The sequence below is a fragment of the Rhodococcus sp. IEGM 1341 genome (genome assembly GCF_030056895.1).
GTDB lineage: Bacteria > Actinomycetota > Actinomycetes > Mycobacteriales > Mycobacteriaceae > Rhodococcoides.
Window position 1 is genome coordinate 163,740 of record NZ_JASHKV010000001.1, and the last position, 14,816, is coordinate 178,555.

Below are 14,816 nucleotides of genomic sequence, written 5' to 3' on the forward strand. Positions count from 1 at the left end.
TCCGCGATCATCGGTGCCGACGAAACCGGCTGTGAATCAAGTGATTCGGAATCGAGATCAGGCCACGGGTCCGGCGAACTTGCCCTCGTGGTCGGGGTTCATCGATCGCCGAGAAGCAGATCGGCGATGGCTCCGGCACCGACCGGCCGACCCAAGAGGTATCCCTGCGCGAAGTCGCAGCCGGTGGCGGCCAGTGCGTCGAGTTGCTCCTCGGTTTCGACACCCTCGCCGACGACGGTGACGTCGAACGCGCGGGCGAGCGAGACGATTGCCGAGACGATCGCACGTGCCCGAGGGGCCGGCAGCCGGGCTATGTACGACTTGTCGATCTTGAAGCACTCGAACATGGGGTAGCGGTCGAGATACGACATGGAGCTGTGGCCTTTGCCCATGTCGTCGAGTAGGAGAGCCACCCCCATGGCGTGCAGTGCGGAGACGGTGTCGGCGACCCGTTCGGTGTCGGCGACCCACACGGTTTCGGTCACCTCGAGGCCGAGAGCGAAGGCGGGCAGTCCCGTCTCTTTCAGTACCGAGGCGACCTCGGTGGGAAAATCGGGATCGCGGAGTTGAAGCGCGCTGACGTTGACGCGGACCACGATGTCGGAGAACGTTCGCCACCGCGCCGCGGCCGTGCATGCGGTACGCAGCGCCCACGCGCCCAAAGGAGTTGCAAGACCAGTTCTTTCGGCGACTCCGACGAACTCGCTGGGGTCGATGGGCCCGAGTTCGCGGTGATCCCAGCGGGCGAGCGCCTCCACGGCAACGATCTTCCGTGTGGCGATGTCCACCAACGGTTGGTAGGCGAGAGTGAGTTCATCGGCGAGCAGGGCCGCTCGGAGATCGATCGACAGTGACCTGATGCGATCCGCGTCGTAGAGATCGGTGGGATCGAACACTGCATGCCCACCGGTACCACTGTCCTTTGCGCGGTACATGGCCAAGTCGGCGCGGTGGATCAGCTCGTGCCGACTCGAATTCGGTTCGGACACCGCGATACCGATGCTGGCGCTCAAGGGGATGGGCACGTCTTCGGCGGAGAAGGGAACGGCGATGGAACTCGAGATGTGTCGAGCGAGTTCCTCCGCGTGAGCAACGCTGTCGACGCCTTCGCAGACGATCAAGAATTCGTCTCCGCCCAGGCGCGCGATGGTGTCGGCGTCTCTGATGGCCGAGGCGAGCCGTTCGACGAACTTGACCAACGCTCTGTCCCCGGCGTCGTGTCCCAGGCTGTCGTTGATGATCTTGAAGTCGTCGATGTCGAGTAGAAGCAGTGCTACGGTGCCTGACTGTTGTCTGGCGCGGTCCAACGCCGAATCTATGACCTCGTACGCGAGGGTGCGGTTCGGCAGACCTGTCAGGGCGTCGTGCGTGCTACGTCGTCGCAGTTGGAGTTCGAGGTCGATGCGTCGTATCGCCGCGGATACGATGCCGGCCACCGAACTGAGAAACGATACTTCTTCGTCACGATAGAGGCGGGCCTCGGCGCTGTGGATGGAGAGAACTCCCCATGCTTTTCCGGCGGCGGTGAAGATGGGGACTCCGACGCCGCTGCGGAGGCCGAGAGAGATCATCGTGTCGGTACGGAAACGCTTTTCGGCGTGACTGTCGTTGCACACGACAGGCTCCGAGAGCGTCAGGACGAATCCCACCAACGAACCGTTCCCGGACGGAACGTTCTGACGCAAGCCGAGTGCACCGCTGGCCGCGTCCATGGTCAAGTACGGATCGGCCGGGTGCTCGAGATGGGCGATGGCGGAGTTGCCCACGCCGATCAAGGTGGCGGCTGTGTCGGTTGCTGCGGTGAGCAACCTGGGTAGCTCGGCGATGACGGCGAATCGGCTCAGATCGGCGAGAGCCTTCTGCTCCAGCGCGTGACGACCGGCGATCACCGCGTCGGCCGCCATCCTGGCACTGCGCTGTTCCACCGTGTGTCGGTGCCTGATGGTGGATGCGACCACGTCGGGGCCACCGTCGTCACGACTGATCACGTAGGAAGACACCACGACCGGCATGCCGGTACCGGTCACGTGGTGGCGCAGCTCGCAGTAGCCCTCCCACTTGCCTTCGGAGAGCAGACCGGCGGCGATGTCGTCGGTGAGATCGAGTCCGTCGGAAGTCAGCAGATCCAAGGCCGACAGCTGGCCGATATCGGCCACGTCCGAGACCCCGATCAGCTCCGAACCCGCCGGATTGATGTACAGAATCTTCCCCGTGAAATCGGACAGCGCAACGAAATCAGGGGAGCGTTCCAGAAAGGATCGAAGACTCACCGGATCGCCCGGGAGATCGAACATCGGCCCTCCGATCCGTGTCGCCCGGGATACGTGCGGCTCCGGGTCCATGTTATTCGTCGTTCGTGGCCAGTGTGCCCGAACAGCCCGTGCCGGGTATCAGTCTGTCCATTGTCGTGCCTCGACGGTATGTCGAGCGACGAAGAGCGCCATATTTCCCACCATCGTGACCTCTACCTGCTCGAATCTGTCGGCCAGGACTTCTCGTAAGCCAGGCAGATCGTCGCGCCGTTCACCGCACGCCTTGTACGTCTGTTCGACGCCGATCGCTGGCGATCCGAACAACCCGGGCACCGCACAACCGTCCGCAGTCCGGCACCAACGCTGTCCGGCACGAACGCGACCGACGAATGGATGCGACGTCGTCCCCGAAAATGGTTGTCGCCGTTGATGATTACGGTCATCTGATGGAAGTGAGCGCAGAGTGCAGGGGAGTGAGGTCGATTCGTCGTTGTGCGGCCGACCCCAGCTGATGGCTGTGTCGGTCGGACAACGGGCAGTCTGTTGTCGCCGATGGCGGTGATCGGATTCAGGCTCGGCGTCGCCGGTACAGCGGCGATTCGTTCGGATGCTGGGTGGTGGAAATTGCACCCGATGACATGCAGTTCAGCCCAATTCGGGTGTGGCACCGAAGGTCGGACTCCACGTCATGAGGGGCGGTCGCGACGGCGATGGTTCCGGGTGGCCGTGGGCGATGACATGAAGTTCGGCGATATGAGCATCGAACGCCTCCCGTCCGGCACCTGTCAGCTTCACCCACGTCACTCTCCTCGAGTCCGAACGTGACAGCGACGCAGTCTTCTTCATCGAGACGTAGCCCGCGTCGGAGAGCGCTTTGAGATGTTTCGACAGCGACGCGTCGCTGATCTCGAGTGTGTCGCGTATGACCGCGAAGTCGATTTCGTCGATTCGCCGCAGAATTCCGCAGACGCGCAGGCGGATTGGAGCATGTATGACGGAATCGAATTTCGGCCCGAAACCGGGATCTTCGGTCACGATCAGTTACTCCTGGACCGGCGGCCGGTGAGCTGCCGGACGCCTCCAGCGTGCAGATGGGTTCGGTACACGCCGTCGAACAGACGACCGCCGAACAGCACGACGACGAAGCACACGGCCTGCGGCACAAGTACCCACCACGCAGACAGTGACGCCACCACACCGTAGGACACGCTCAACAAGCCGAGCACGCTCACCAGGAGCCCGATGAGAACACCCCATCCCACCATGCCTACTGCCGCCGGTCGCACCCCGGATATCCGGGGGTAGAGCAGAGCCAATGTCGCGGCTGCCGCTACCGGGAGAGCGGCGAATGCGGCACCCACGTTGCTGTCCGGCAATACCGGCGTTCCTACGTGCAGAGCGGTCACGGCGGCGAAGACCGGGTAGAACCAGGACGGTGCAGCGAGACGATCTGCGAGGGAGACGCGATCGGCGTGGAGCGCATCCAGAAGATCGCGCACGTCGTCCGGCGACTGATTGCTTTCCATGTTGGCAACTCTAACACTTTCCGTCTAGGCAAGTGTTACGTTGAATCCTGAAAGTACACCGCGCACATCCATGGAGGGTCATGAAGAAGCATCCGGTCGTCACTCGTTCACTCGTCCTCGCCAGCGCGCTCACAGCCGTGATCGGTACCAGCGCCGCGCAAGCCGGTGCCCAGGAGAGATACTTCTCGCCGCAACAACGGATTTACACGCTCGCCGAGGTTCCCCAATGTCTCGGCGGTACCGTCGATGTGAATGTCCAGAGCGGCTACGCGCCCAACGAGATTCGTGCGAATTTCACCACCCACCTGTACAGCCCGGCATGGGCCGGATCAGCCGACTACGAGTGTTATCTGAGCATCTATGCGGATTGGCGTAACCACGACACAGGACTCAGCGGAACCGCCGAGCAGCGGGTGGCGAGCTGGCGGTTCCAGGGCCCCAATGTGGCAAACCCTTACGTGGACATCGAGACAGGGGAGGGGCCGCTTACGGTCACCTTCAGAACGAGTGCCGCGCATACACCGAGCCCCACCTTCGAGGTGCCGGCCCGCTGAACAGCGCCGAACCGGCTTCCGGCGGGCGAGAGCCGTGACGTCTTCATGTCGACTCGAAAGAGAAAAGAGAAAACGTGACAATTGCTCGGAAGTCAGTTGTTCTGGTCGCGACTGTGTGCGGATTGGCCCTAGGTGGTTGTGCGAGTGGCGATTCGGACACCAGTGCCGCGCCGGACACGACACGTGTGCCCGCTGGGACGACGACGTCGGCCGCGGGGACGAGCACCGAGTCGTCGGTTGTGGCCGAGCCGCCGACTCGGCTCGAGGCCGAATCCCCACAGAAATCTGCAGTCGCTCCGTCGACGCGAACGCCGGAGGAAGCAGCGGACCTGGTGCCGGGTGGTGGTGGTGCGATCTTGCAGCCGTCGGGAGACGAAGCAGGCAACGTCGATCCCGTGACGTTCCGGACGGGGAGTGACAAATACAACTTCACGTCGCCGACGGGCAACATTCACTGCGGCATCTGGGACGCCGACGGGCCCGAGGGGCGAGTGGGATGTCAGGCCGTGGACGGCAGAAATCCTTTCGACGGACCGCAATGCTCGAACGCCGAGAACGACAAGGTCGCTGTTCGCGTAACCGCGGCGGGCTCGGAAAGCATGTGCACGACACAGGGCATCTACGTGGATGCGAACGCCCCAATACTCGAGTTCGGCCAGGTGCTGTCGGTCGAGGACGTGGTGTGCCGGTCCGGGCCCGACGACATAATCGGGTGTACCGCACCCACGGGCGGATTCACGTTCTCCCGAGGTATCAACTACACCTACTGATTCGGACGTTGCGGGGTGTGAGTCGACAGTCCACACTTGGACCCACCATGACGAACTACGATCTGCGCGCCAACCCACGGAAATTGCGGCCGCGGCCAGCGGTCCCGCGCGAGGTGGCGGTCGAGCTGACGTCCAGCGGGGTGCCTGTTGCCGAGCGCGACTTCTTCGTCGAGGAGTTCCGCGGGGTCACGATCGTGATCGCCCTTCCCATGGTGAGCGTCGCGGCTCTGGAAGCAGTGGAACGGACGGTCGGTGAGTTCGGCACTGGCGACACGCGATTCATATTCGTGGTTCCGGCCGACCATGCTCCGGAAGTCACCGCTGCAGTCGGTGGTGTGGCCATGGCCGGTGCGACTGTCTGGAACGACGAGTCCGTCGCCCGTCTGTGGCTCGCAATCGCGGACTCGGAATGCGTCGTGATCGGGGCGGAGGCGGCCGCTGTCGCGCGCACTGCCGGCACCGTGTCTGCGAGCGTGCGGGCATCGAAAATGGTCCTGACCGATCCGGGCGGGGGTTGGGGTAATCCTCCTCGTAGCTTCGCCGACATCGACCTGCACCGCGAGCGCCTGGTCGCCCACCTGGCCGAACGGGGGCTCGACAATTTCCCCCCAGCCGCCGAGGCAGCACTTGCCGGTGGTGCATACAGCGTAAACCTCTGTCGTGCTGAGGATCTCGAATTCGAGCTGTTCACATTCGACGGCCGAGGGACCGTCCTGACCCAAGGCCGCTACCTGCACTTGGCCTCGCTACAGGTGGACGACTTCCCGGCGATAGAGGCTTTGGTGGCACAGGGAGTGCGAGAAGGGGTTCTCAAGCAGCGCAGTCGGATCGAGATTGCCAGGATGGCTGTCGGTGGGCTCGGTGCTCGGGTACTGCGCACGGGGCACCTCGCCGGCATCGTCGGACTCGAGGTGGACCGTTACGCCGGAACCGGATTCGGCGAAGTGTCCGGCTTGATCACCGTTGCCGAGTTCTCCGGACTGGGAGCAGGCGGCTTGTTGATGGACGGATTGTTGGAGGTCTGCCGCACGAAAGGCATCTCGACCCTGTTCGCGGTCACGGTCAGCGGTGAGGCCGCGGAGTTCTTCGCCAAACGCAGTTTCGTCGAGGTCGGGCATCAGGATGTGCCTGCAGCGAAGTGGGAGGACTACGACGCCGATCGGCTCGAGTCTGCTCGCTGTTTTCTACGATCCGTCTGAATATTTGCGAGGAGTGTTTTACCCGGGTGGACCTGGTGTTGACACTCCCCTTGGGGGAGGCATCACCGTGGGGTCATGACCACACAATGGGATGGACTCCCGGACAACGTGAAGAAGTTCATGACCGCACTCGACTCCAAGCAAGGCGCTCGCGGGCTCTCCGTATTCACCGCGGATGCCGTGGTAACCGATGAGGGCCACGACTACTCGGGCCGAGACGAGATCGAGGCCTGGCTGATCGCCTCGGTCAGTGAGAGTGAGTACACCTACACGAGCAAGTTCACCGAAGCGACCACGTCCGGCACAACTGTCGACGTCGAGCAGCATCTGGAAGGCAACTTCCCCGGGGGAGTCGTCGACCTGCACTACCGCTTCACGCTCGACGGCGCGCTGATTCAGCGGCTGGTGATCGAGCCATGAGCAAGCGATGGTTCATCACCGGTGGCACACCCGGCGGTTTCGGCATGGCGTACGCCGAGGTGGCGCTGGAGGCGGGGGACCGCGTGGTACTCACCGCCCGGCGTCCGGAGGAATTGGCGTCGTGGGCCGATTGTTACGGTGACCGCGTTCTCGTCGTGCCCATGGATGTCACCGACGCGGCGCAGGTGCTCCGCGCGGTACACACGGCCGAGGAGCATTTCGGCGGTATCGACGTGCTGGTCAACAACGCCGGTCGCGGCTGGTACGGATCGATCGAGGGAATGGACGAGTCCTCGATACGGGCGATGTTCGAGCTGAACTTCTTCGCCGTGCTGTCCGTCACGCGCGCAGTGCTACCAGGTATGCGCACTCGCGGAAGCGGGTGGATCGTCAACGTGTCCTCGGTGGCCGGGCTTCTGGCGGCGGTCGGATTCGGCTACTACAGCGCCACGAAATACGCGATCGAGGCCGTCACCGACGCGCTGCGCCAGGAAGTTGCCGAGCACGGCATCTCCGTGTTGGCAGTCGAACCGGGCGCTTTCCGCACGAACGCTTACGCCGGATTCGCCGACGAGCCCATCGCGGAGGCCATTCCGGAATACCGCGAGATGCTGGAACAGGTGCGGGCCGACTTCGTCGACATGAACGGGGTGCAACCGGGAGACCCGCATCGCGGTGCCCGTGCAGTGGTCGCAGCGATGGCCCAGAACCCACCGCCACACCGGCTGATCCTGGGCAACAGCGGATACGACGCCGTGATCGACGCGCTGGAACAAAATCTGAGCGACATCCGGTCGAACGAAACACTGTCTCGCAGCGTGGATTTCCCCGCCTAGCCAGGCCCGCTGAAACAGAGAGGTATTGCGCTGCAACTGACGTAGAGCCGGGAGTTCCGTCTAGTTGACATAATGTTGATTATCGGCAAAATGGAGCAGCAGTTCAGGGGTGTCGACGGACGCTGCGGCGGTTCGATTCCTGTGGCCGACCTATTCACAACGCTTCCGCGTCGAACGCTGTGTGCACGTCCCACGAACGCTGCGGCGGACACTCGGCGCTGTTGTCCAACGGGCAGCTCCTCGCGACGGTTGATTGAAATGTGTGGATTCGGATGAACAGTGTGGATCCGATGGAGCTTGCGCCACTCTCTTGCATTCCCCTCGTCCCCGCTCCACCGTTCCGAATCGTCACAGTGACGATTCGGAACGGTGGAGCGGGGACGAGCAGACCGCGGTCCAGTGGCCGAGTCGGTGTCTCTCCCCTGGCCTTCCCATATTCCAGGCGGGATCGGTCAGGGATGCTCGTCGAGCGGTACCGGTTTCGTGGTCGGCCGAGGGACCTTCTCGGACTGCGAGGTGCCGAGGTCGGAGTCGCTTTCGTCGCCGACGGGATCGGGCGAAGTGGTGGCCACCTGATCCGCCAATTCCAACCCCGCACCTGCATAGACATTGAACGCGATGTCCACACCGTGCTCCTTGGCCCACTGCACTTCGTCGTCGTAGCGGGCCACTGCCGCAACTGTTCCGCTGAACCCGGATTCGCGCAGACAGGCGAGTGCTGTGACATTGGCACCGTGACGCGGCATCGCGAGCACGGCAATGCGTACCGACTCGGAATGCCGTAGTTGATGCCAGAAATCGAGATCGGTTGCGTCCCCTTCGATGACTCGTAATCCCTGATCGGCCAGGCGACGAATGCGAGGCCCGTCGTAGTCGACTCCTACGGCATCGAGGCCGTAGTGATCGGTGAGCCGCTGATATGCCGCGAACCCGACACGCCCCATTCCGATCACGACCACCTCGGCGTCGCCGGCATCGCCGGAGCGTTCCTCGGGATGCAGGCTCGACTCGTCCTGCTCGGGTAGACGTGTCGCGATCTTCTCGACCATCAGGTGGCCACGGCCGTTCACCAGAGCCGACGCGACGAAACTCAAAGCCACGGCGATCGACATCTCGACCAGCCAGGCCGGTGCGAGTAGGCCGGTCGTCACTCCTACCGACACGACGATCAAGCCGAATTCGGAATAGTTCATCAGGCTCAGTCCGGCCAGGAGCGCGGTCCGATACCGCAACTTCATCAGGGCGAACAGCGCCAGGTACAAGACGGATTTGAGTGGCAGGAGAAGCACCATGAGGAGGGCCACACCGAGACTCGGTAGGTCCGGCAGCCCGGACAAACCGATCGAGACGAAAAAGCCCACCAGGAGCAGTTCCTTGATGTGGAACAGCGATCGTGACAGTTCCGACGAGGCCGGATGCGATGCCAGCAACACGCCGATGACCAGTGCGCCCAGGTCCCCCTTGAGACCCAGGGCGGAGAACAAGGCGTAACCCGGGACCAGCGCCATCACGATGCCGAACAGTGACTGCATCTCGCCGTGGCCGAGTCCGCTCCAGATCCTCCGAAGGATCCGCGTCACCGGCCACAGCAGTACGAGCGCCACCGCCCATGGGCTCGGCAGCGAGCCGCTGGTTATGGTGAGGAAAACCACGGCAACGATGTCCTGCATGACCAGGACGCCGATCGCCACCCGTCCGTAGAGGGCGTGCGACTCCCCTCGCTCTTCCAGAACCTTGACCACGAACACTGTGCTCGAGAACGACATCGCGAAGGCGAGCAACGCTATCGTCGTCAGGCTCTGGCCTGACAGCATGGCCAACCCGGCGACGGCGGCGAGCCACAGCACGGTGGTACCGACCACGATGCTCGCCACCAGATGCACCGACGTCGTCAACCACACCTCCCGGCGCAGAAGAATACGAACGTCGAGCTTGAGACCGATAGCGAACAACAGCAGCGTCACACCCAGGTCGGCGATCAGCTCGAGCTGGGGCACCTCACCGACATCGAGCGCATTGATGACGAAACCGGCAGCGAGAAACCCGACCAAGGGAGGTAGCCGTACCACCATGGCAAGTCCGCCCAGACCGAAGGCGATGACGAGGTAGATCGCGGCAACTGTCATGCACGGTCCCTTTGCTGGTGGGCTGCAACCGGATCTCCAACGGATCTTTCGACGTCGGCACATGCCGTCGGAGTGCCCCTAGTATCCCGGCATACGCCACATTTCACAGCGGACGACTGCCGACGAGAACGGCGATCGACGAAGTCGCCTGATGACTTCGTCGATCGCCGTCAGCACGATCGACTACCGCGGTCCTTCCGTACGGAAGGACTCAGAGCTCGAACTCGGCCGGATCGATTCCGACTGCGAAGCACGCATTGCGCACGGCAGCCTTCTCGTGATCATCGAAGTGGCCGTCCGCGCCGCCGATGATGATGCCGATCTGGATGACGGCCCGTGCCTGGTCGGGCTTCGACTTCAGCTTGCCGATCGTGGCTGTCGCCTCGACCTTCCCGAAGTCGAAGTCTCCCTGCAGCTTGTCGCAGTACCAGTCGAACTTCTGCCGAAGCTCGTCGGGCTCGAACACTCTCAGAGCCTCGTTGCCGGCAATCAGAGATGCCGTCTTCTGGCGCTCGGCAGGATCGATGGTGCCGTCCGCCGCCGCGATCAGGGCACACATGGCCATGCTGCCGTTGGCGAATTCCTTGTTCTTGAACTGGCTGGTCTTGGTCTGCAGCTGGCCGTTCAATTCCTGTGCCTTGGATTTGAGTTGATCCCAGAACGCCATGGAGCTCCTCACTAGGTCGTACCGCCTGCGCAGTCGCGCGGGCGGTACGACCATTGTCCATGGACTCGGTGGACGAGTAAGGAACCGCAGTTCAGCGCAGTCGCTCTGCGTCGTGAGCTTTGGTCAACAGCTCGGCGCACAGTCGGTGCAGTTCCGCAGCGTCGGCACCTTCCGCCACCGCCGTGCTGACGTCCTCGGCGGCACACCGAACCTCGAACGCTCTGTCTGCTACGGCCGACACTTCCTCCGCTGTCAGCACGACGGCGTCGTCGGGAATCGACGTCCCTTTCGTCGCGCTGCGCTGCTCGTAGGCTCGCTGACGGCACGATTGACGGCAGTACCGCCGCTTACGGCCGGTTCCTGTATCGGCGACCGGGCGCCCGCACCAGGCGCATGCCTGGTCGCGGCGGGTTCTGGCGGACATGGTCGTTCAGCCTACTGCGGCCGCGAGGTAAGATCGCCCGATAAGCTGCGCCGATGGGATCGCACCGGGACTCATCGGCCCGGGAACGAACCGACGCGCGGCGACGTTGTAGATCAGTGGGTAGACGGTGTAGTTCGATGTCGACGAATGGCTTCGACGCACGTACCTACTATCGATGGAGAGGACTTCACCATGGCAGATCGTGTACTTCGAGGTAGCCGACTGGGAGCGGTCAGCTACGAGACCGACCGTGATCACGACCTGGCACCCCGCCGCGTTGCGCGCTACCGGTGCGACAACGGCGAGGAGTTCGACGTACCGTTCGCCGACGATGCCGAGATTCCCGGAACCTGGGCTTGCCGCAACGGTCTGGAAGGGTCGCTGATCGAGGGAACCGCGCCGGAGGCCAAGAAAGTCAAGCCTCCCCGTACCCACTGGGACATGCTGCTCGAGCGTCGTTCGGTCGACGAGCTCGAAGAACTTCTCAAAGAGCGTTTGGACCTGCTGAAGGTCAAGCGCCGCGGCGCATGATGGTCGCCGTTCACTGCACCGCCTGATTGGAAACAATCCGGCGGTGCAGTTTTTTTATGTATATCGAACTTGTCGGATGTTTTCGCGGACCTTTGTTGCATTCATTGTCGCTTGACCAGGTATTCCAATACGATCGAGTGGCGAGGTGGCTGTCCGAGGTGCCATCATCGAGTATCGGTTGTCACACAAGTGGACGATTCGTGAACGGTCGCCGTAACAGTTGTCGGAGAATACCGATAAACAGCGGCATCGCACTCGAAAAATCAGGGGGCAATAACTCGTGAGCCAGGATTCTGATCAGCGCTCGACCGACGCTTTGCGCACGGCGGCCTCCGAAGCGGAATCGGAAGGTCATCGCGCAGTCGGCGAGCAGAAGCTTGCGGAGTTGAGGCGCGAGTTGGACGGAATCGACGAAGTTCTGCGCGCTGCAATTCGAGACCGCATCGATGTGTGTGTACGTGTTGCACACGTAAAACGAGAACACGCTATTCCGATGATGCAACCAGGCCGTGTCGGATTGGTGACAGAGCGAGCGAGAGAATTCGCGTCGGCGAATGGGATGTCCCCCGACTTTCTCGAAGATCTGTACCGAACGATGATCGCAGAGGCATGTCGCGTCGAGGATTCGATCATCGATTCTCCGACGCCCGGGCCGGGCCTCGACAGGAAACGGTAGAAGCACGCCGATGACGATTCATACGCTCCTGGTGGACAATTACGACTCGTTCACCTACAACCTGTACAGCCTTCTCACCGAGGTGAACGGACGGCCGCCGACGGTGGTCAAGAACGACGTCGAGTGGACGTCCTTGGATTTCGAGGCCTTCGACAACGTCGTGATCTCACCCGGTCCAGGGCGGCCCGATGTGGAGCAGGACTTCGGGATCAGTTCTCGCGTGATACTCGAGTCCGGTCTACCGATACTCGGCGTGTGCCTCGGGCATCAGGGTCTGTGCCATCTGTTCGGTGGCAGTGTCGATCTGGCGCCCGCGCCGATGCACGGCAGGATCACCGACATCACTCATTCCGGCGTTGACCTGTTCGCCGGAATCCCCTCGCCCTACTCGGTGGTGCGGTATCACTCGCTCGTGGTGACCCGCACCCCTGCCGACTTCGAGGAAGTCGCATGGACGCCCGACGGTCTCGTCATGGCCGTGCGGCACCGGAGCAAGCCCATGTGGGGCGTTCAGTTCCATCCCGAGTCGATCAGTACCGAATACGGCCGCGAATTACTCGCCAACTTCCGCGATCTGACACTGGCTCAATCGGCCGCATCGAGCGCCGCACGGACTCAGGATTCGATCTTCACCATCGAAACACGTTCGCTCGACGAGGCTTTCGACTCCGAGCAGGTATTCGAGGCTCTCTTCGCGGACGGCTCGAAGAGTTTCTGGCTTGACGGCAGCGCGGCTCTCGAACCGGACTGCAGATTCACCGTCATGGGCGACTGCTCGGGTCCCCACGCGGAGTACGTGACCTACTCGGTTGCCGAGACCACGGTGACCGTGCAAGGTGCCGACGGTACGACCGAGCGCATCCACTCGACATTCTTCGACTACATAGACGAGCGATTGCGAGAGCGGTCCACTCCCCCTCGACACGACCTACCGTTTGCTTTCGGACTCGGCTACGTGGGGTATCTGGGATACGAACTCAAGGCCGATACCGGTGGCCAACTGGTTCACACGGCCTCGACTCCCGACGCGTCGATGGTCTTCGCAGATCGCGCGCTGGTGTTCGACCACGAAGCCGGCACCCTGTATCTGATGGGGTTGGCCACCACCCCCGGGGATCCTGTGTTGGCGCAGTGGTTCGACTCTGTCACCGAGACCCTGCGTGGCTTGTCGCGAAAGGCCGTCCCGAACGACCGTGCGGGTGCGCCAGCGTCGGGCACTCCCCTGCTCGGAGCCGATCGATCGCTCGAGCCCCGTCTACGCCACGACCGTGCCCACTACCTCGATCTGATCTCCCAGTGCCTCGCCGAGATTCGCTCCGGTGAGACGTACGAGGTCTGTTTGACCAACACGGCGACCGTAGCCGGTTCCATCGACGCGACCGCCACCTACTCGTACATGCGTGAAATCAACCCCACTCCGTACAGTGCGCTGCTGAAGTTTCCCGAGCTGTCGGTGTTGAGTGCGTCTCCGGAACGCTTCTTGCGCATCGACGCCGACCGCGTAGTCGAGTCCAAGCCGATCAAGGGGACGCGTCCCCGCGGAGCCACTGCGGAAGAAGACAACGCGCTCAAGGCCGATCTCGTCGCGAACGAGAAGGACAAGGCCGAGAATCTGATGATCGTGGATCTGGTGCGCAACGACCTCGCCCAGGTCTGCGTGCCGGGGTCGGTTCACGTACCGAAGCTGTTCGATGTCGAAACCTACGCTCCTGTGCACCAATTGGTCTCGACCGTTCGTGGCCGCCTGCGCGAGGACGCATCCGCGGCGGACTGTATCCGTGCCGCGTTTCCCGGTGGATCGATGACAGGAGCGCCGAAGATCCGCACGATGGCGATCATCGACAAGCTCGAAGACGGACCGCGCGGGGTGTACTCGGGTGCCATCGGTTACTTCTCGATCACCGGCACCGCAGACTTCTCGATCGTCATTCGCACGATCGTGGCCACCGAGCACGAAGTGACGTACGGAGTGGGTGGTGCAATCGTGGCACTGTCGGATCCCGACGAGGAGTTCGAGGAGACGATGGTCAAGGCTGTGTCGATGCGCCGGGCGTTGACCGGGCGAACAGCGAACAGCGGGTAGAGCGCACGCGCTCCACCCGCTGTTCGGACCTCCGTCGGCTCGAGGCCGTTCTGCCTTACGGAGTGGTGAAGTACTCGAACACGGCAGGCTGAGCCTGCGGGTTTCCGTTGGACGTACCGATGACCGCGCCGGCAACCGTACCGATGACGGTTCCGATGATGCACCCGGAGATGAAGTTCGGGAAGATCGACACACAGCCGATGGCGAAACCGAGGCCTGCGCCGATCGCCGTGCCGACACCGCCACCGTTGTTCCAGCCGATTGCGAGCTGGTTGACCATGTTGTCGAATGCCTGCTGCTTGGTCCGCGGACCTGCGACCTCGGCGACGGGAACCGTCTGCGGAGTCAACGTCAGTTCGCGACCTTCGGCACCGATCAGCGGTGCGATCGAGTAGACGGTGCCGTTGATGGTGTATTCCAGCGGAACAGTTGCGAGCGTGGCACCGGCCTGGTCGATGACGGACACGTTCTCGCTCGTGGCGTCGACCCGGAACTGCCCGGCATCGAGGATGGTGGTGACCGTGCCGTCCGGGTTGACCGAAGTCTCGTAGTTCACCGGGTCCGACGACGGGTCTGCCACAGCATGGCCTGCTCCGGTGGCCACCGCAGCGGTCAACGCCACCGCTACCGTTGCTGTTCTGATCAGTTTCACTTCTGTCCCCTGATGGTAGTGATTCGTATTCGACGGCATTCGTCTGGAGTGCCGATGGTATTCGTAGATGTGCCCTGCGATGTGAAGAACACATCAATTG

General features: G+C 62.7%; 15 protein-coding genes. 8 read left to right on the forward strand and 7 right to left on the reverse strand.

Features of this window, described 5'->3' with window-relative positions; all coding sequences use genetic code 11:
* Positions 1-98: 98 nt before the first annotated feature.
* The 3 genes from QM615_RS00675 to QM615_RS00685 all read right to left on the reverse strand — a co-directional run bounded on the left by QM615_RS00675 (position 99) and on the right by QM615_RS00685 (position 3,778).
* Positions 99-2,294 carry a sensor domain-containing protein gene (locus tag QM615_RS00675; RefSeq protein ID WP_149405750.1) on the reverse strand — a complete coding sequence of 732 codons (2,196 nt, stop codon included), beginning with the start codon at positions 2,292-2,294 and terminating at the stop codon, positions 99-101.
* A 603-nt stretch (positions 2,295-2,897) separates the two neighbouring features.
* Complete coding sequence (locus tag QM615_RS00680; RefSeq protein ID WP_149405751.1) at positions 2,898-3,287, reverse strand: transcriptional regulator; 390 nt, start codon at positions 3,285-3,287, stop codon at positions 2,898-2,900.
* Between the two features lie 2 nt (positions 3,288-3,289).
* Positions 3,290-3,778 carry a hypothetical protein gene (locus tag QM615_RS00685; protein WP_149405752.1) on the reverse strand — a complete coding sequence of 163 codons (489 nt, stop codon included), beginning with the start codon at positions 3,776-3,778 and terminating at the stop codon, positions 3,290-3,292.
* 80 nt (positions 3,779-3,858) lie between these two features.
* Between QM615_RS00685 and QM615_RS00690 the strand changes: the two genes are divergently transcribed.
* From QM615_RS00690 to QM615_RS00710, 5 genes are all read left to right on the forward strand, one after another.
* The gene (locus tag QM615_RS00690) at positions 3,859-4,332 is read left to right on the forward strand and encodes a hypothetical protein (RefSeq protein WP_068047269.1); all 474 of its coding nucleotides are present in this window, start codon (positions 3,859-3,861) and stop codon (positions 4,330-4,332) included.
* A gap of 185 nt (positions 4,333-4,517) precedes the next feature.
* Entirely contained in the window at positions 4,518-5,102 is a 585-nt protein-coding gene (locus QM615_RS00695; protein WP_149405753.1) for a hypothetical protein, read from the forward strand.
* Positions 5,103-5,149: 47 nt separating this feature from the next.
* Positions 5,150-6,301, forward strand: a complete 1,152-nt coding sequence (locus QM615_RS00700) for a GNAT family N-acetyltransferase (protein ID WP_149405754.1) — start codon at positions 5,150-5,152, stop codon at positions 6,299-6,301.
* A gap of 75 nt (positions 6,302-6,376) precedes the next feature.
* Positions 6,377-6,721: a nuclear transport factor 2 family protein gene (locus QM615_RS00705; RefSeq protein ID WP_262498328.1), complete on the forward strand. Its 345-nt coding sequence runs from the start codon at positions 6,377-6,379 to the stop codon at positions 6,719-6,721.
* Complete coding sequence (locus QM615_RS00710) at positions 6,718-7,557, forward strand: SDR family NAD(P)-dependent oxidoreductase (RefSeq protein WP_149405755.1); 840 nt, start codon at positions 6,718-6,720, stop codon at positions 7,555-7,557. Before QM615_RS00705 ends, QM615_RS00710 begins: the two co-directional genes overlap by 4 nt.
* Positions 7,558-8,009: 452 nt before the next feature.
* On the opposite strand, the gene QM615_RS00715 is transcribed toward QM615_RS00710, so the two are convergent.
* The 3 genes from QM615_RS00715 to QM615_RS00725 form a co-directional block, all read right to left on the reverse strand.
* Positions 8,010-9,683 carry a cation:proton antiporter domain-containing protein gene (locus QM615_RS00715; RefSeq protein ID WP_149405756.1) on the reverse strand — a complete coding sequence of 558 codons (1,674 nt, stop codon included), beginning with the start codon at positions 9,681-9,683 and terminating at the stop codon, positions 8,010-8,012.
* 211 nt (positions 9,684-9,894) lie between these two features.
* On the reverse strand, positions 9,895-10,350 hold the full coding sequence (locus tag QM615_RS00720; RefSeq protein ID WP_032398482.1) for a tellurite resistance TerB family protein: 456 nt from the start codon (positions 10,348-10,350) through the stop codon (positions 9,895-9,897).
* A 91-nt stretch (positions 10,351-10,441) separates the two neighbouring features.
* Positions 10,442-10,774 (reverse strand): hypothetical protein, encoded by a 333-nt coding sequence (locus QM615_RS00725; protein WP_149405757.1) that lies wholly within the window; start codon positions 10,772-10,774, stop codon positions 10,442-10,444.
* A 192-nt stretch (positions 10,775-10,966) separates the two neighbouring features.
* Between QM615_RS00725 and QM615_RS00730 the strand changes: the two genes are divergently transcribed.
* The 3 genes from QM615_RS00730 to pabB all read left to right on the forward strand — a co-directional run bounded on the left by QM615_RS00730 (position 10,967) and on the right by pabB (position 14,064).
* Positions 10,967-11,305 (forward strand): RNA polymerase-binding protein RbpA, encoded by a 339-nt coding sequence (locus QM615_RS00730; protein WP_027497120.1) that lies wholly within the window; start codon positions 10,967-10,969, stop codon positions 11,303-11,305.
* Between the two features lie 280 nt (positions 11,306-11,585).
* Positions 11,586-11,981, forward strand: a complete 396-nt coding sequence (locus tag QM615_RS00735; RefSeq protein ID WP_082898863.1) for a chorismate mutase family protein — start codon at positions 11,586-11,588, stop codon at positions 11,979-11,981.
* Positions 11,982-11,991: 10 nt separating this feature from the next.
* Complete coding sequence (pabB, locus tag QM615_RS00740) at positions 11,992-14,064, forward strand: aminodeoxychorismate synthase component I (protein ID WP_149405758.1); 2,073 nt, start codon at positions 11,992-11,994, stop codon at positions 14,062-14,064.
* 55 nt (positions 14,065-14,119) lie between these two features.
* Here pabB and QM615_RS00745 read toward each other — a convergent pair whose 3' ends face one another.
* Positions 14,120-14,716, reverse strand: coding sequence for a DUF8020 domain-containing protein (locus QM615_RS00745; protein WP_149405759.1), 597 nt, complete (start codon positions 14,714-14,716; stop codon positions 14,120-14,122).
* Positions 14,717-14,816 lie beyond the last annotated feature (100 nt).